This window comes from Bowmanella dokdonensis (assembly GCF_017254865.1).
In the GTDB taxonomy this organism is placed as follows: Bacteria; Pseudomonadota; Gammaproteobacteria; order Enterobacterales; family Alteromonadaceae; genus Bowmanella; species Bowmanella dokdonensis.
Genome location: NZ_JAFKCV010000003.1, coordinates 129,755 through 145,527, shown reverse-complemented (window position 1 = coordinate 145,527; position 15,773 = coordinate 129,755). Strand labels below are relative to the sequence as shown.

12 protein-coding genes and 3 tRNA genes are annotated in these 15,773 nt (G+C 53.0%); 2 read left to right on the top strand and 13 right to left on the bottom strand.

Annotated features, from left to right (window positions below; all coding sequences use genetic code 11):
- Positions 1 to 56 precede the first annotated feature (56 nt).
- The 9 genes from J0A66_RS06545 to J0A66_RS06505 all read right to left on the bottom strand — a co-directional run bounded on the left by J0A66_RS06545 (position 57) and on the right by J0A66_RS06505 (position 9,512).
- A complete protein-coding gene (locus tag J0A66_RS06545) occupies positions 57 to 1,955 on the bottom strand; it encodes a SurA N-terminal domain-containing protein (RefSeq protein WP_206572997.1) in 1,899 nt (632 codons plus the stop codon).
- A 240-nt stretch (positions 1,956 to 2,195) separates the two neighbouring features.
- Positions 2,196 to 2,468, bottom strand: coding sequence for a nucleoid-associated protein HU-beta (gene hupB, locus J0A66_RS06540; protein ID WP_206572996.1), 273 nt, complete (start codon positions 2,466 to 2,468; stop codon positions 2,196 to 2,198).
- Positions 2,469 to 2,720: 252 nt separating this feature from the next.
- Positions 2,721 to 5,075, bottom strand: a complete 2,355-nt coding sequence (lon, locus tag J0A66_RS06535) for an endopeptidase La (RefSeq protein ID WP_206572995.1) — start codon at positions 5,073 to 5,075, stop codon at positions 2,721 to 2,723.
- A 209-nt stretch (positions 5,076 to 5,284) separates the two neighbouring features.
- Positions 5,285 to 6,562 (bottom strand): ATP-dependent protease ATP-binding subunit ClpX, encoded by a 1,278-nt coding sequence (gene clpX, locus J0A66_RS06530; RefSeq protein WP_206572994.1) that lies wholly within the window; start codon positions 6,560 to 6,562, stop codon positions 5,285 to 5,287.
- A 79-nt stretch (positions 6,563 to 6,641) separates the two neighbouring features.
- On the bottom strand, positions 6,642 to 7,271 hold the full coding sequence (gene clpP / locus J0A66_RS06525) for an ATP-dependent Clp endopeptidase proteolytic subunit ClpP (protein WP_206572993.1): 630 nt from the start codon (positions 7,269 to 7,271) through the stop codon (positions 6,642 to 6,644).
- 138 nt (positions 7,272 to 7,409) lie between these two features.
- Positions 7,410 to 8,711: a trigger factor gene (tig, locus tag J0A66_RS06520; protein WP_206572992.1), complete on the bottom strand. Its 1,302-nt coding sequence runs from the start codon at positions 8,709 to 8,711 to the stop codon at positions 7,410 to 7,412.
- A gap of 238 nt (positions 8,712 to 8,949) precedes the next feature.
- Positions 8,950 to 9,025 (bottom strand) — tRNA-His (locus J0A66_RS06515).
- A gap of 309 nt (positions 9,026 to 9,334) precedes the next feature.
- A tRNA-Arg gene (locus tag J0A66_RS06510) sits at positions 9,335 to 9,411 on the bottom strand.
- Positions 9,412 to 9,435: 24 nt separating this feature from the next.
- A tRNA-Pro gene (locus J0A66_RS06505) sits at positions 9,436 to 9,512 on the bottom strand.
- A 273-nt stretch (positions 9,513 to 9,785) separates the two neighbouring features.
- On the opposite strand from J0A66_RS06505, the gene folD reads away from it, so the two are divergent.
- Both folD and J0A66_RS06495 read left to right on the top strand, forming a co-directional pair.
- Positions 9,786 to 10,640 carry a bifunctional methylenetetrahydrofolate dehydrogenase/methenyltetrahydrofolate cyclohydrolase FolD gene (gene folD / locus J0A66_RS06500; RefSeq protein WP_206572991.1) on the top strand — a complete coding sequence of 285 codons (855 nt, stop codon included), beginning with the start codon at positions 9,786 to 9,788 and terminating at the stop codon, positions 10,638 to 10,640.
- On the top strand, positions 10,640 to 11,197 hold the full coding sequence (locus J0A66_RS06495) for a DUF1415 domain-containing protein (protein WP_206572990.1): 558 nt from the start codon (positions 10,640 to 10,642) through the stop codon (positions 11,195 to 11,197). The genes folD and J0A66_RS06495 overlap by 1 nt, the downstream gene beginning before the upstream one ends.
- 41 nt (positions 11,198 to 11,238) lie before the next feature.
- Here J0A66_RS06495 and J0A66_RS06490 read toward each other — a convergent pair whose 3' ends face one another.
- From J0A66_RS06490 to J0A66_RS06475, 4 genes are read right to left on the bottom strand one after another with little or no spacing between them, the layout of a single operon-like run.
- On the bottom strand, positions 11,239 to 12,255 hold the full coding sequence (locus tag J0A66_RS06490) for a DUF4340 domain-containing protein (RefSeq protein ID WP_206572989.1): 1,017 nt from the start codon (positions 12,253 to 12,255) through the stop codon (positions 11,239 to 11,241).
- Complete coding sequence (locus tag J0A66_RS06485; protein ID WP_206572988.1) at positions 12,256 to 14,082, bottom strand: GldG family protein; 1,827 nt, start codon at positions 14,080 to 14,082, stop codon at positions 12,256 to 12,258.
- Between the two features lie 5 nt (positions 14,083 to 14,087).
- Complete coding sequence (locus J0A66_RS06480) at positions 14,088 to 14,822, bottom strand: ABC transporter permease subunit (RefSeq protein ID WP_206572987.1); 735 nt, start codon at positions 14,820 to 14,822, stop codon at positions 14,088 to 14,090.
- Positions 14,822 to 15,745, bottom strand: a complete 924-nt coding sequence (locus J0A66_RS06475) for an ABC transporter ATP-binding protein (RefSeq protein WP_206572986.1) — start codon at positions 15,743 to 15,745, stop codon at positions 14,822 to 14,824. Before J0A66_RS06475 ends, J0A66_RS06480 begins: the two co-directional genes overlap by 1 nt.
- Positions 15,746 to 15,773: the final 28 nt, after the last annotated feature.

Genomic DNA, 15,773 nt, shown 5'->3' with positions numbered 1-15,773 from the left:
ATGAGGTATAAAAAACGCGGTGATTCACCGCGTTTTTTATTAATCCGAGACGGCAACTACTCAGGTTGTGCCGCGTAAATCTCGATATCAGCCTTGGCTTTGAGGGCCTCGACAAAGTTCGTATAGAGCTGCTGACCACGGTTGCTAGTCAGGCGCTGTTCCAGACTGGCCAGCAGCGATTCTTCCGCCTGCGGTGCATCGTGAATGGTCTCGACTCTGACCAACCCAACATTGCCGTCGGCCGTATTGACTGCTGCAACATTCTCACCTTCAGTGGCTGGCAGTTTAAAGGCTTGCTCCACCAGCGCGGGCGGCAACATGGCGCCAAAGCGGCGAACACCTTCTACGGGGGTCCATCGCAAAGATTTTTCTTCCAGAGTGCTGTCTACGCTTTGTCCGTCCCTGAGTTGCGCAACCAACTGGCCAGCCCATTCATAGGCCTGTTGCTGAGCCTTGTTGTCTTTCAAAGTGGCAATGATGTCTGTTCTGACTTCATCCAGGCTGCGGGTTCGCTGCGGCTCATGTTCGGCAACCCTGAAAACCACCAGATGATCGTCTTCCACGTCCATGACTTCACTGTTGACCCTGTCTTCTATCAGTTCTTCGGAAAACGCGGCATTGAGCATCATATTACCCGCAAAAAGCTCAGGTGCCTGATCACGGCTGAACAGTTCTGTCGATTGCACCGGATTACCGGCTATGGTCGCCACTTCGTCCAGATTGTCAGGCATCTCGAAGGCCACTTCCGCGATCTGCTGGTGGAGTCGGTAAAATTCAGCCTGCGCCTTATCCCGCTTGACCTGGGTCAGAATTTCTTCACGGACCTGTTCAAGGGTCTGCGTCTGCTCAGGGCGGATACCGGTAAGCTTGATGATATGCAGACCAAAGTCGCTCTGAACGATACCGCTGAGGTCTCCCTCCTCTGACAGGTTGAACACTGCCTCCTCGAAGGCCGGATCCATCACGCCACGGCCAAACCAATCCAGATCGCCGCCGCTTTCTGCGCTGAAGGTGTCGTCTGAGACCTCACTGGCCAGCTCTGCAAAGTCCTCTCCCGCTTCTATGCGAGCCAGTATATCCTCGGCCTTTTGTCTGGCCGCACCTTCATCTTCACCTGTTTCAAGCAGGATATGCGAAGCACGACGCTCTTCCTCAGTCCGATACTGGTCCAGGTTGGCCTGATAATGGGCTTCCAGTTCCTCTTCTGTGGCATCAATGGCCGACATCAGATCTTCCAGCTTTAGCTCCACATAACGCAGGGCCACTTTTTCCTGGGTATCAAACTGGCTGATATTGGCCTGGTAGTACTGATTGATTTCATCATCGGTGACTTCAACGGAATCAACGAATTTCGCGGCAGGAATCAGGACGTGGCTGATATCACGGCTTTGCTGCTGCAGCTGGTAGGCCTGCTGCACTTCGCCCTCCAGGCTGAACTCGCTGCCCAGCATGGCGCGAACGACCTGCTGGCGGGTCATGTCGGTACGCATCATGTCGCGAAAATCCTTGGGCTGGAAACCCGCCTGGCGCAGGATGGCCTGATATCTGTCGTTATTGAAAGTACCGGCGATCTGGAATTCAGGCATGGAAATAATTGCCTGCTTGAGTTGCTCGTCACTGACTCCCAAGCCCATTTCCCGGGCCGTCTGTTCGAGCAACTTATCGGCGATCAACCTGTCCAGCAGTCCGCGACGGAATGTCTTCATATATTCCGAATCGGCCATCAGGTTGGCAAAAGCATCACCGTACTGAGCTTCCATCCTCGCCCGCTCATTCTGATAGGCACGCTCTAGGCTGGACTGAGGAATGTCGTCTCCGTTAACCGTAGCAACCGGCTGATCGCTCTTGGCATTCAGATAGCTACCCACCCCGGCCAGGGCAAAGGTCAGTATCACCAGGCCAAGAATGGCCTTGGCCCAGAAGCCCTGGGATCCTTCTCTAATTCTCTCTAACATCTTGGTCTTTAAACTCCAATTTGATTGGTAGGGCTCAATCGGTCTGATCGGCTTGCCAGAAAATGTGCCGGATTATAACCCAGAGCCAGACCAAACAGGAAGATAATGCGGGATACAAGGTCACCCAGTGCAGGGCAATCTTGTGCGTAGCAAAAGATTGATCCCATGGGTGTCTTTTCGGGTGGCATAAAAGAAAAAAGCGATGATCTCTCATCGCTCTTTTACTGATTCTCTGTCAGCTTAGTTGCACGCGTCTTTCAGGGCTTTACCGGCTTTGAAAGAAGGAACCTTGGCTGCGGCAATCTGAATGGTCGCACCGGTTTGAGGATTACGTCCGCTGCGAGCGGCGCGTTCACGTACGGCGAAGGTGCCAAAGCCAACCAGCGCAACTTGATCGCCACCTTTGAGCGCATCAGTGACTGCATCAGTAAACGCGTCGAGTGCGCGACCTGCAGCTGCTTTGGAAATATCTGCGCCTGCAGCAATTTTATCGATCAGTTGAGACTTATTCACAATATCATCCCCTTCAATTTTTATTATATTGTCTGTTCCGCAACCCTTTGTTGCCGAAATGTTATAACAAGCTTGAGTACTAACTTCAAGCCATTAAATTGAACCTTTGATTCAGTATCAAAACGCTGACATCCCTTTTGTGACAAGGCCTGAAGCGCTTCCATCCTCAAGGCTACCACAACTTTACCCACAGGGAAGCCCGTTTTGCCAAAAAATCAAAAAAAACAGGCCGGAAAGCCTGTTTTTCTTTGCTTAGTCAGCCTTTACAGGCTCGAAACCCTCGGGATTCTTCTCCAGCGCCAGTACCAGTACCTCGTCGATCCATTGCACCGGGTGGATATCCAGATCCTGTTTGACATTGTCAGGGATCTCTTTCAGATCCCTCTCATTTTCCTTGGGAATAATCACCGTCTTGATCCCGCCCCGATGGGCGGCCAGCAACTTTTCCTTCAGGCCGCCGATGGCCAACACCTCACCCCGCAGGGTGATTTCTCCGGTCATAGCCACATCGCAGCGAACGGGGTTGCCAGTCAGGCTGGAAACCAGGGCAGTGCACATGGCGATACCGGCGCTGGGACCATCTTTAGGGGTCGCTCCTTCAGGCACGTGCACATGGATATCACGCTTCTCATAGAAATTACTGTTGATACCCAGTTTCTTGGCCCTGCTGCGTACCACCGTCATGGCAGTCTGAATGGACTCCTGCATCACATCGCCCAGTGAGCCGGTAAAAGTGGTCTTGCCCTTACCCGGCACGGCAGCCGTTTCAATGGTCAGCAAGTCACCGCCCACCTGGGTCCAGGCCAGTCCGGTGACCTGACCAATCTGGTTGTTCTTGTCTGCTTTGCCGTAATCGTGGCGTTGCACTCCCAGATAGTCAGACAGGTTGTCCTGGTTCACCACCACTTTCTTGATGGACTTGTCCAGCAGGATATTCTTCACCGCCTTGCGACAGATCTTGGAAATCTCCCTCTCCAGATTCCTGACACCGGCTTCCCGGGTGTAATAGCGGATAATGCCGATGATGGCGGACTCTTCAATAACCAACTCGCCTTTTTTCAGGCCATTGCGGGTCATTTGTTTCTCAATAAGGTGGCCGCGGGCAATATTCAGTTTCTCATCTTCCGTATAACCAGACAGACGAATGACCTCCATTCTGTCCAGCAAGGGGCCCGGGATGTTCATGCTGTTGGAGGTGGCCACAAACATCACGTCGGACAAGTCGTAGTCCACTTCCAGGTAATGGTCGCTAAAGGTACTGTTCTGTTCCGGGTCCAAGACTTCCAGCAGGGCTGAAGCCGGGTCCCCCCGCATATCAGAAGACATCTTATCGATCTCATCCAGCAGAAACAGCGGGTTCTTCACTCCCACCTTGGCCATTTTCTGAATCAGTTTGCCGGGCAGTGAACCGATGTAGGTGCGACGATGCCCACGAATTTCCGCTTCGTCCCGCACTCCACCCAGGGCCATACGGACATACTGGCGGCCCGTAGCCTTGGCAACAGATTGCCCCAGTGAGGTCTTACCCACACCAGGCGGTCCGACCAGACACAGAATCGGACCTTTTAATTTACGTACCCGTTGCTGGACGGCCAGATACTCCAGAATACGTTCCTTGACGCGTTCAAGGCCATAATGATCCGCATCCAGAATCTGCTCGGCCAGCGCCAGGTCTTTTTTGACTTTACTGCGTTTATGCCACGGCACCGACACCAGCCAGTCGATATAGCTGCGCACCACGGTGGCCTCTGCCGACATGGGTGACATCATTTTCAGCTTCTGCAGCTCGGCCGTCACTTTCTTCTTCGCCTCGGCCGGCATCCGGGCGTCCTCAATTTTCTTATTGAGGGTTTCAAATTCATCCGGTGCTTCGTCCAGTTCACCCAGTTCCTTCTGAATGGCCTTCATCTGTTCATTGAGATAATACTCACGCTGGCTCTTTTCCATCTGCTTTTTGACCCGGGTCCGGATCTTCTTTTCCACCTGCAGCAGATCGATTTCACTTTCCATCAGCGCCATCAGGTATTCCAGCCGCTCGTTCACCTTGGCCATTTCCAGCACTTTCTGCTTCTCTGCCAGCTTCAACGGCATATGGGCGGCCATGGTATCAGCCAGTCTGGCCGCATCCTCAATACCGTTTAGGGAGGTCAGGACCTCGGGTGGAATTTTCTTATTCAGCTTCACATAGCCTTCAAACTGGGAGGTAGCCGAGCGGATCAGGACTTCCTGCTCGGCTTCGGCGATCTCGCCATCATCCTTTTTCAGCACCTCGGCAATGAAAAATTCTTCAGTCTGCAGGTAGGTCTGGATTTCGCCGCGGACATTACCCTCAACCAGGACCTTGACGGTTCCATCGGGCAATTTCAACAACTGCAAGATGGTGGCGATGGTTCCCACCTTGTAGATATCGTCTGTTTCCGGCTCGTCGATGCCTGCATCTTTCTGAGCGACCAGGAAAATTTGCTTATCCTTGTTCATGGCCGCTTCCAGGCATTGGATTGACTTTTCCCGGCCGACAAACAACGGGATTACCATATGCGGATAGACCACCACATCACGCAGCGCCAGGACCGGCATTTCGACGTGTTCGACTTTCTCACTCGTCATAAAAAATCTCTTTGTTTCAATTCAACTGGGTTCAATATGGGGATAGTTTTAAGAAGATCAATTGTTCCCCGGATGACTGGCTTTCAGTCAAGCCTGGCAGGCCTTTAAGAAATAGCCGGCCCACCGAAGCGGGCCGCCTGCATCCCTTGCAGAAAGGCACGAGGCCGTCACCTATCCAAAACACAAAAAGGCCCGTTCGGGCCTTTTTGTTATTCAGAAGCAGCTTTCTTTTCCTTGGCGTTGTCGTAAATCAGTATGGGTTTGGACTCACCGCGGATCACTGATTCGTCGATGACCACTTTACTGACATTGGACATGGAAGGCAGATCATACATGGTTTCCAGCAGAACACCTTCCACGATTGAGCGCAGCCCGCGGGCCCCGGTTTTGCGATCCATGGCTTTGGTGGCAATGGCATGCAAGGCATCCTCGCGGAATTCCAGTTCGGTATTTTCCATAGAGAACAGCGCACCATATTGCTTGGTCAGGGCATTTTTGGGCTCCTTGAGAATCTGAATCAGGGCTTCCTCATTCAGTTCCTCCAGCGTCGCTACCACCGGCAGTCGTCCAATGAACTCCGGAATCAAACCATACTTGATCAGATCCTCCGGCTCCACTTGCTGGAACAGCTTGCTGAGCGCCTGTTTCTGGTCCTTGCCCCGGACCTCAGCACTGAATCCTATGCTGGTCCCGGTATGAGCACGTTGCTCAATCACTTTATCCAGACCGGCAAATGCCCCACCACAGATAAACAGTATCTTGGAGGTATCCACCTGCAGGAATTCCTGTTGCGGGTGTTTACGGCCCCCCTGTGGCGGGACCGACGCAATGGTGCCCTCGATCAGTTTCAGCAGGGCCTGCTGGACCCCTTCACCTGAAACGTCACGAGTGATAGATGGATTGTCTGACTTGCGGGAAATCTTGTCGATTTCATCAATATAGACGATACCCCGCTGGGCCTTCTCCACGTCATAATCGCATTTCTGCAAGAGCTTCTGGATGATGTTTTCCACATCCTCACCCACATAACCGGCTTCGGTCAGGGTGGTAGCATCGGCCATGGTGAACGGCACATCCAGGAAGCGGGCCAGTGTCTCGGCCAGCAATGTCTTACCACTGCCTGTGGGACCAATCAGCAGGATATTACTCTTGCCCAATTCCACCCCGTCATGCACATCACCATTGCGCAAACGCTTGTAGTGATTGTATACCGCGACAGCCAAGACTTTCTTGGCATGTTCCTGCCCTATGACATAGTCATCCAAATGCTTATGGATATCCTGAGGCTTAGGCAGAGCGCTTTGCTTCTTCTTCGGGGCAATTTCCTTTATCTCTTCACGAATGATGTCGTTGCACAACTCCACGCATTCATCGCAGATAAACACTGAAGGACCGGCGATGAGTTTACGCACCTCATGCTGGCTCTTGCCGCAGAAAGAGCAATACAACAATTTGTTGTCACCTTCCCCGCTCTGATTATTACTCATCTAAACATTACCTCTGTCTGATCTGGCTTACTACTACTCGTCACTACAAGTATTAACCGCTATCGGCCAAATCCTCAATTTATTTATCCTTTTGGGCATCCAGACGGCTGCTCAGAACCTGATCCACCAGACCATATTCTTTCGCGTCTTTGGCACTCATAAAGTTGTCCCTGTCAGTATCCCTGGCGACGATATCGTAATCCTGTCCTGTATGCTCGGACAGCAGACGATTGAGCTTCTCCTTGATAGACAGGATCTCGCGGGCATGGATTTCAAAATCCGACGCCTGGCCCTGGAATCCCCCCAAAGGCTGGTGAATCATGACCCGGGAGTTTGGCAGACAGTAACGCTTACCTTTTGCCCCGCCCGACAACAAAAATGCGCCCATACTGGCCGCCTGGCCGACGCACACCGTACTCACATCCGGCTTGATGAAACGCATGGTGTCGTAAATGGCCATACCGGCCGTCACCGAACCACCGGGTGAATTGATGTACAAAAAGATGTCCTTGTCAGGATTCTCTGACTCCAGGAACAGCATTTGTGCGACGATCAGGTTAGCCATGTGGTCTTCCACCTGGCCAACCATGAAAATAACCCGCTCTTTGAGCAAGCGGGAATAGATATCGTAAGCCCGTTCACCCTTTGAGGTCTGTTCGACCACCATGGGTACCAGAGAGTTCATGGGCTCTATTGGATTCTGCAACATATAAGGCTTCTCACAATTTGCCGCTTAAGCACATCCTGCGCACGGCTTGGTTTTTCATCCACTGAAAACAAAAATGCTCGGTAGGTACCGAGCATTTAAGCAGTTGCTAACTGATCAAGTCAACGAACAACAGCCAAATTAGGCCTGTCTGTTCATGATTTCATCAAAGCCTTTCTTAACATCCTTGACCTTGGCGTCGGCCAGCAGGGTTTCCACCGCTTGCTCTTCCAGAGCCAGGTTTTGCATCTGCTGCATCAATTCCTTGTTGCTCTTGTAGTAACTGACGACTTCAGCAGGATCTTCGTAGGCAGAAGCCTGTGTCTCGATCATGGCTTCAACCTTGGCCGGGTCGACTTTCAGTTCTTTTTGCTTGATCACTTCACCAAGCAATAACCCAACGCTGACGCGGCGACGAGCATTTTCTTCGAACAGCTCCGCTGGCAGCTCAGGCATATTGCCTTGCTGCTGGCCGCCAAATCGCTGCATGGCCTGTTGGCGCAGCACCTTGATTTCCTGGTCCACCAACGCTTGTGGCAGATCTACCTTATTGGTTTCCAGCAAGCCTTTAATGACCTGCTCTTTGACCTGGTTCTTAAGTGTCTGCTCCAGTTCGCGCTGCATGTTTTTCTTCACCTCTGCGCGCAACGCTTCCACACCGCCTTCTTCCACACCGAAAAGTTTGGCGAATTCGTCATTTACAGGAGGCAGGTCCAGGCCTTCCACTTTCTTCACTTTGATAGTGAACTGGGCAGCTTTACCTTTCAGTTTCTCAGCATGGTAGTCGTCAGGAAAAGTCACATCGGCAACCACTTCCTCGCCGGGCTTCTTGCCCACGATAGGCTCTTCGAAGCCGGGGATCATACGGCCCTTGCCCAGCTCAAGCTGGAAGTCTTCCGCTTTTCCGCCTTCGAACTCTTCGCCATCAATGGTGCCGACGAAGTCGATAGTGACACGGTCATCTTTCTTGGCCTTACGCTTGCCTTCTTTCCAGTTGGCGTGCTGCTTGCGCAGGGTATCCATCATATTGTCCAGATCTTTGTCGCTGATCTCGACCACCGGCTTTTCGACCTTGATCTTGTCCAGGTCTTTCAGAGCAACTTCAGGATACACTTCGAAGGAAGCCACAAACTCAAGATCTTCCCCGTCAGTATCTTTCTTCAGCTCGAAAGCTGGCATACCCGCCGGGTTCAGTTTTTCCTGAACAATGGCTTCATAAAAATTACGTTGCATCACTTCACCGGCGATTTCCTGGCGAACAGCCTGACCGAAGCGCTTCTTGATCACGTTAACAGGCACTTTACCTGGACGGAAACCGTTGATTCGTTGGGTTTTAGCTAACTGCTGTAGACGGGATTTCACTGCAGTATCGACTTTTTCAGCCGGTACGGTGATAGTAAGACGGCGCTCTAAACCTTTAGTCGTCTCTACTGAAACTTGCATTCTTTTACCTCAACTTTGCGCACTAGGCTGCTTTTCTATGTAGTCATCCCAAACCTGACAAACCGCCATAGAAAGAAGCGAAAATGTCGGGAAAAGGGTCAGGATGAGCTGGGACCTGATAAAAAGACGCAGCATTATAGCGGCAGCCCTATCCCAATTCCAGTTCAAAAAGTGAAAAATTTGTGAGAATGAAATGGAGGCTTAGACGGAATGGATGAAAACGTTAAGAAGGAGAGAGTGGGGTGGACGATGGGACTTGAACCCACGACAACCGGAATCACAATCCGGGGCTCTACCGACTGAGCTACGCCCACCACTGATTCTCTGATTTGCTTTCTCTGCCCGGCTTGCATGGCGCGCCCGGCAGGATTATGAAATACGTCCTGTATTTCCCCTCTTACGAGGCCGCCCCTTGGGGCGTTCAAAATCGCTCCAGGCGATTTAGTACTCCGTGCGTCCTGCACTTCGTCTCTTCGAGATCGCCCCTGCGGGCGTTCAAAATCGCTCCAGGCGATTTAGTACTCCGTGCGTCCTGCACTTCGTCTCTTCGAGATCGCCCCTGCGGGCGTTCAAAATCGCTCCAGGCGATTTTGTCGAACGGTTCTCATCTCTGCCGGCTTGCATGGCGCGCCCGGCAGGATTCGAACCTGCGACCCACGGCTTAGAAGGCCGTTGCTCTATCCATCTGAGCTACGGGCGCTCATCGAACCTTAAAAGCAAGAGATGGTCGGTGAGACAGGATTTGAACCTGCGACCCCTTGTACCCAAAACAAGTGCGCTACCAAGCTGCGCTACTCACCGACTCTTGCTGCAGCAGGCTAACCACCTGCTACGGGGCGCGAATATTACCGGCTTGGTATGGGAGCGTCAAACACTTTTTCACGGCCGCCAGTCCATGTGCACAAATTTAAACCATGCTGCTCAAAAAAGCGCAGATCCGCGTACTTAGGATGCAGAATCCGGGCACTGCAACAGGCTGAGTTTAACGTCATATGCCTGACCGACATGGCATTTTAAATACTTTCTGTGGGACAATAGCTGCGTTTTAATCCACTCATGCAGAAAAAGAGTCCCATGCCAGCACAACTGATCAACGGAAAACTAATTGCTCAGCAAATCCGCCAGAATGTCGCCAATCACGTCAGCTCAATCACGGCCTCGGGTAAGAGGGCCCCTGGTCTGGCCGTTATTCTGGTCGGCAGTGATCCGGCTTCCCAGGTCTATGTGGGCAGCAAGCGTAACGCCTGTGAGGAAGTGGGATTTGTCTCCAAGTCATTTGACCTGCCCGCGAACACCAGCCAGCAGCACTTACTGGAACTGGTGGACGAACTCAACCAGGACGAAAGCGTCGATGGGATCTTGTTGCAGTTGCCGCTACCGGCCGGACTCAACGCAGAGCAGATACTGGAGCGTATCAATCCGCACAAGGATGTTGACGGTTTCCACCCTTACAACCTGGGACGCCTCGCTCAGCGCCTGCCTGCCCTGAGGCCCTGCACGCCCAAGGGAATTATGACATTGATTGAGTCCACCAAACGACCGGTAAAGGGCCTGGACGCTGTGGTCGTGGGGGCATCCAATATCGTCGGCCGACCCATGTCTCTGGAGCTTCTGCTGGCGGGCTGTACCACCACCGTATGCCATAAATTCACCCGGGATTTGCGGGCCCATGTGGAACGAGCCGATCTGCTGGTGGTCGCCGTTGGGAAAGCCGAGTTTATTCCCGGAGACTGGATTAAACCAGGGGCCATAGTAATCGATGTGGGCATCAACCGCATGGACGACGGCAAACTGGTCGGGGACGTGGCGTTCGAGTCAGCAAGTCAGAAAGCCGGTTGGATTACGCCGGTGCCAGGGGGGGTCGGCCCCATGACAGTGGCCAGCCTGATCGAGAATACCCTTGAGGCTTACGTGAAATACCACAGTTGATGACAACGACAGACAATGAACTGATAAACGCCACCCAGAACTGGGTCAGCTCAGTAGTGGTGGGGCTGAATTTTTGTCCCTTCGCCAGGCGGGAACTGGCCAATACGCGCTATCTCGTCTGCCGTCACCCACAAATAGTCAGGGCCATTGATGCGCTGCTTGATGAATGCGCAATTCTCGACCGGCAGCCAGAATTCGCAACCAGTCTGATAATCTATCCTGCCTTTGTAACCTTTGAACACTACAACCAGCTATTGAACGAAGGTAATCTGGCTCTTGAGCGCTGCGGCTTGTTGGGAGTTTACCAGTTGGCCAGTTTTCATCCAGAGTATCTGTTCGAAGGCGAGCCGGACAATTCTCCTTCCCATTACACCAACCGCGCCCCCTACCCCATCCTGCATCTGCTGAGAGAGTCCGCGGTAGAGCAGGCGCTGAAAAGCTACCGCGATCCTGAATCCATTCCGGCAAGAAATATTGCCAGGACCCAGGTTCTGGGAAATGAGGAATTAGCGAGAATGCTGGACAGCTGTTTTAGCCACGGCCATAAGCCCACATAAAAAAGGCCCGCGGATGCAGGCCTTTCATGCTGTTAAAAAACTCAGCGGGGTGCGTCCCCCTCCTCGACCGACACAGGCAGTTTGTCCTCAGGCTCCGCCGGTTCTGCCAGGAAGTCTTCCTGCTCCTTGTTGATCTGGCTGGCGGTAAAATTAGATACCTGATAAAGCCAGTTTTCCCAGTAAGCCCCCTGTTCTGTGCCAGAGACCCTCAGGAAGTGTTTTCCGTCCTGCACCGCCAGTTCCAATGTCAGTTCTGTGCCATCAAACAAACTGAGCTGAAGGCTGGCAACCGGTGTCAGGCTCTGCCAGAAACTATCCTCCAAAGGGCGCACATCCTCAAAGTTTATATTGGTCAGGTTAGACACCAGGCCGTTGAGTATGGTGGCGTATTTCAACATCCTGCCATCGGGCTTTGAGGCGAGCAGGAAGTCCTCCGTCATAGTTGTCCGCTTAACCTGCCAGCGCTGATTAGCGTCCAGGCGGGATACGCTGGCGACATTTTCCTCAGGGATGTCCAGCACTGGTTGGCGCATCCAGTCCCTGGCCAGCACCGGCAGGCTCAGGCCCTGATCTATCAGCCAACTCTGTCCGCCGTCTGCCATACGGACAAACTGCCCCTGTCCACTGGCGGGTACATTGCCCACCAGCAATTGCCAGCTTTGTGTCGCTGTACTGATAGTCAACAGGCTGGCTGAACTGTCGGGCGCATCAATATCCTGCAAACCCAGCCGATGGTAATGTTCTGCCTGGCCGGTCTTGGCTTGCAGTTTCTTTGCTTCTAACAACTCGGTCAGCAGTTGGGAGAGTTTTTCTTCATCTGCCGGATACTGGCCATGGCTACTAACCCGCCATTGGCCATCAACCAAAGACACCTCTATATTCTGGCCCTGACCATCCTGAACCCGGATTGTCACCAGGTCACCGGCCCTGGCTGCCAGTTCAGGTAACAACAGTCCCTGCTCCAATCCTCCCACCTGCTGATCCTTCTGCATAAGCAGGAACCCACCCAGGCCGCCCAGCAGCAGTATTAACAACAGATACAACACATGCCTGTTCATTTACTTCACCTCCGCTGTCTTGCGGCTCAGCCTGGCCACCAGCCCAAGCAGCAGGACCAGCAATACCGGCGCTAAGGCAATATTGACAAACTTCAGCCAACTGCCGAGTCTCTCAATATCCTTATCGAGCTGATGCCGGACTTCGCGCAGGGCTTTGCGTATTTCAATCTTCTTCTGCATGAACTCCTCCAATGCCTGTTGTTGCTGGGCATTGAGCACAAGGGCTCCTCCCTCACTGCGTTGTCCCTGCAATTGGGCAAGTTGCTGCTCGGTTTCCTGCAATTGCTGCTGCAGCAACTGTTCCTGATCCCTGAAGGCCTGCTCCGCCTTGACGGTGAGCTCGTCAACCACTTCAAATGGTCGCGAGAAGGTACCGCGGCTGCGAACACTGATCAGGGCAGTACTACCGCCCAGATTGTCCACGGCATTGGTCAGGAAATCACCGTTATTGGCAAAAGGTGTGGCAATGGTCTGACCAAAGAAGTTGGCCTGGCTGACCCAGAATCTGTCTGTCAGCAGGTCCGTGTCCCCCACCAGGATCACGTTCAGGGCATCGGTAGAGGCCATCAACTGCTCATTGGCATTGCCCTGGGGTGCTTCGCTGAACGCGGATCTTGCCGTTCCGGACAGCCGCACTGCCAGCACATGACGGGTTTGACTGTCCACAAAACCGCTGGCCAGTTGTTTGGCATCCCGGGTCACGGCATAGCGACCGCCGTCCATTAAGGCACTGTTGGCAGAAGAATGCAGCAAAGGCTGCCAGCCGACGGATCCCTCATCGCGGGTGAAATGACCGAAAGAGGCGCCGTTTATCAATTCAAGGCCCCGGGTTACCACATCTGTGTTATCCAATTGGGCAGCATCCAGACCCAAAAAACCCAAATGCCGGGTTACCCCGGCCTGGGTGCGGATATCCAGGCCACTGGCGGCATCCAACACTACCTGGCGGGCGTCAAATTTGATGCCCCAGGCAGACAGCAACTTGTCCAGATCCGAACTGTTAGCGCCCCCCATAGCGGCCATGGGGTCCGATTCGTGGTGCGGATCGAGAAACGCCAGTAACTTGCCGCCGCCCATCACATACTGGTCAATACTGTACAGCAGGGTTTCACTCAGATTGCTGGGATGGATGAGTAACAACACATCCGTCTGCTCAGGTAAGCTGGTGGCATCTGAGCCCAGGATTTCCAGCTGGTAAAGCTGTTGCAACTGATCCACGCTGGTCCAGGCCGGATCGAAACGTCCTGTCATCGGGTTCTGCCCCCCTTGCACGGCAAGGTCAGTGATCAGGGTCACCCTGACCGGTTCAGGATCGCTGAGCTGATAAATCAGTTTACTGATTTCATACTCAAGAAAACTTTCCTGCTGGGGGTCAAAAAACGCAATGGTCTTTTCATCATCAAAGGCATTGCGGGCCGCAAGACCAAGGTAGATAGCATCACCTGCCGCCCCTATAGTGGCCGCCGTCAGGCCAAATCGGGTAGCCTCATCCTCTGCCTCAGAGAACGGCTCCGGATCCACCTTGTGCAGGATAATCTTGCCATTGGCCTTGGAGCGATACTCTTCCAACAGGCTGTCGACCCGATTGGCGTAATTTCGCAGGCTGGTCATGCCCTTGGAGGCTTTATCCGAATAGAAAAAGTATAAATGAATGGGCTCATCCAGATCCTGCAGGATCTGTTCTGTCCCCTCTGAGAGCGAGTAAACCTGATTCTCAGTCAGGTCAAGTCTGGCGGATCCGAGGAGTTGGTTGTTCAACAATACCAGGACAAAGAACACCAGTAACAATAATATGGCGGCCAGCCAGGAAGAAAATTTGTTCAACATCTGCATTACTCCGCTTTTTTCTGCTCGACGGCCAGAAAGCCGGCATATAACCAGACCCCGATGACAATCAGGAAGTAGCCAAGATCATTCAGGGCGATGACCCCTTTGGCCATGGATTCAAAATGGGTCAGAAAACTGAAGGAAGCCAGCGTGTCCAGCAGCAACGGTGGCATCCAGCCCTTGAACGAATCCAGCACGATACCGCTGCCTGACAGAACAAACAGAAAACAGACCACCACAGCCAGAATAAAAGCCACCACCTGGCTCTTGGTCAGGGCCGACATACAGATGCCGATGGCAAGAAAAGCACCGGCCATCAGCCAACTGCCCAGATAGGCGGCAATGATGATGCCGTTATCCGGATTGCCCAGATAATTGACCGTCAGCCACAAAGGAAAGGTCAGCAGTAAGGCCAGGCCCAAAACCGCCCAGGCGGCAAAAAACTTACCCAGCATGACCTGAAACGTCGTCACCGGCAGGGTCATCAACAATTCAATGGTGCCGCTCTTGCGTTCTTCAGACCAGCTACGCATAGCCATGGCTGGCACCAGAAACAGATAGAGCCAGGGATGAAAGTTGAAAAACGGCAATAAATCCGCCTGTCCCCTTTCGTACAGGTTACCAATAAAGAAACTGAACACGCCGCTCAGCATAAGGAATATCAGGATAAACACATAGGCCACTGGCGTGGCGAAAAAACTGGCGAACTCTCGCCGAAACAGAATCCAGGTACTGGCCATTATACTTTCACCTCTGCGGTCATTTGTCGGAATACGTCATCCAGGCGGCCCTGTTCCTCGTACAGACTGTCCACCTGCAACCCCCGGTTTTTAATGTACGCGGAAACACCCGGCATCAGTTCCTGCTCGCCTTCCGGGAACAGCAGGACCCGGCCGCTATGCCGCTCCACCTCCATGTCGGCCACCCCAGGCAACTCGGCCAGGCCGGAGATATCCGTCATCTGCGTAAAATGCAGACTGATGGCCCGGTAATAGCGGGACTTTTTCTGCAACGCTTCGGGCGTGGCGTCAAACAGCATTCTGCCGCTGGCTATGATCATGGCCCGGTTACAGACAGCAGCCACTTCCTCAAGGATATGAGTGGAGATGATCACCAGCTTGTCTTTGGACAGATTTTGGATCAGCTCACGAACCTGGTGCTTCTGGTTGGGATCCAGTCCGTCTGTGGGTTCGTCCAGGACCAGAATTTCAGGATCATGCAAAATGGCCTGGGCCAGGCCAACCCTGCGCTTAAACCCCTTTGACAGGTTTTCAATGGGACGATTAAGCACCTCTGTGAGCGCCACCTGCTCAATAACTTCGTCCAACCGCTGCTGTTTTTCCCTGCCTTTGAGCTTGCGGATATCGGCAATAAAATTAAGGAACTGAATGGGCGTCATATCGCCGTATGCCGGCGCTCCTTCGGGCAGGTAACCCAGCCGCTGCTGAATGTGCTTGCTGGATTGGTCCATTGCCTGGTCTGCAATACGGATCTCCCCACTGCTCGGGGTCAAAAAGCCGGTCAGCATCTTCATTGTGGTAGATTTTCCCGCCCCGTTGGGACCGAGAAAACCCACAATGTCACCGGGCTTGACCTCGAATGAGAGGTTGTCAACGGCGGTAAAGCCACCGAAACGTTTTGTCAGGTTCTTTACTGAGATCATAAGATTCCTTAAATGATCAAAGAGTTAG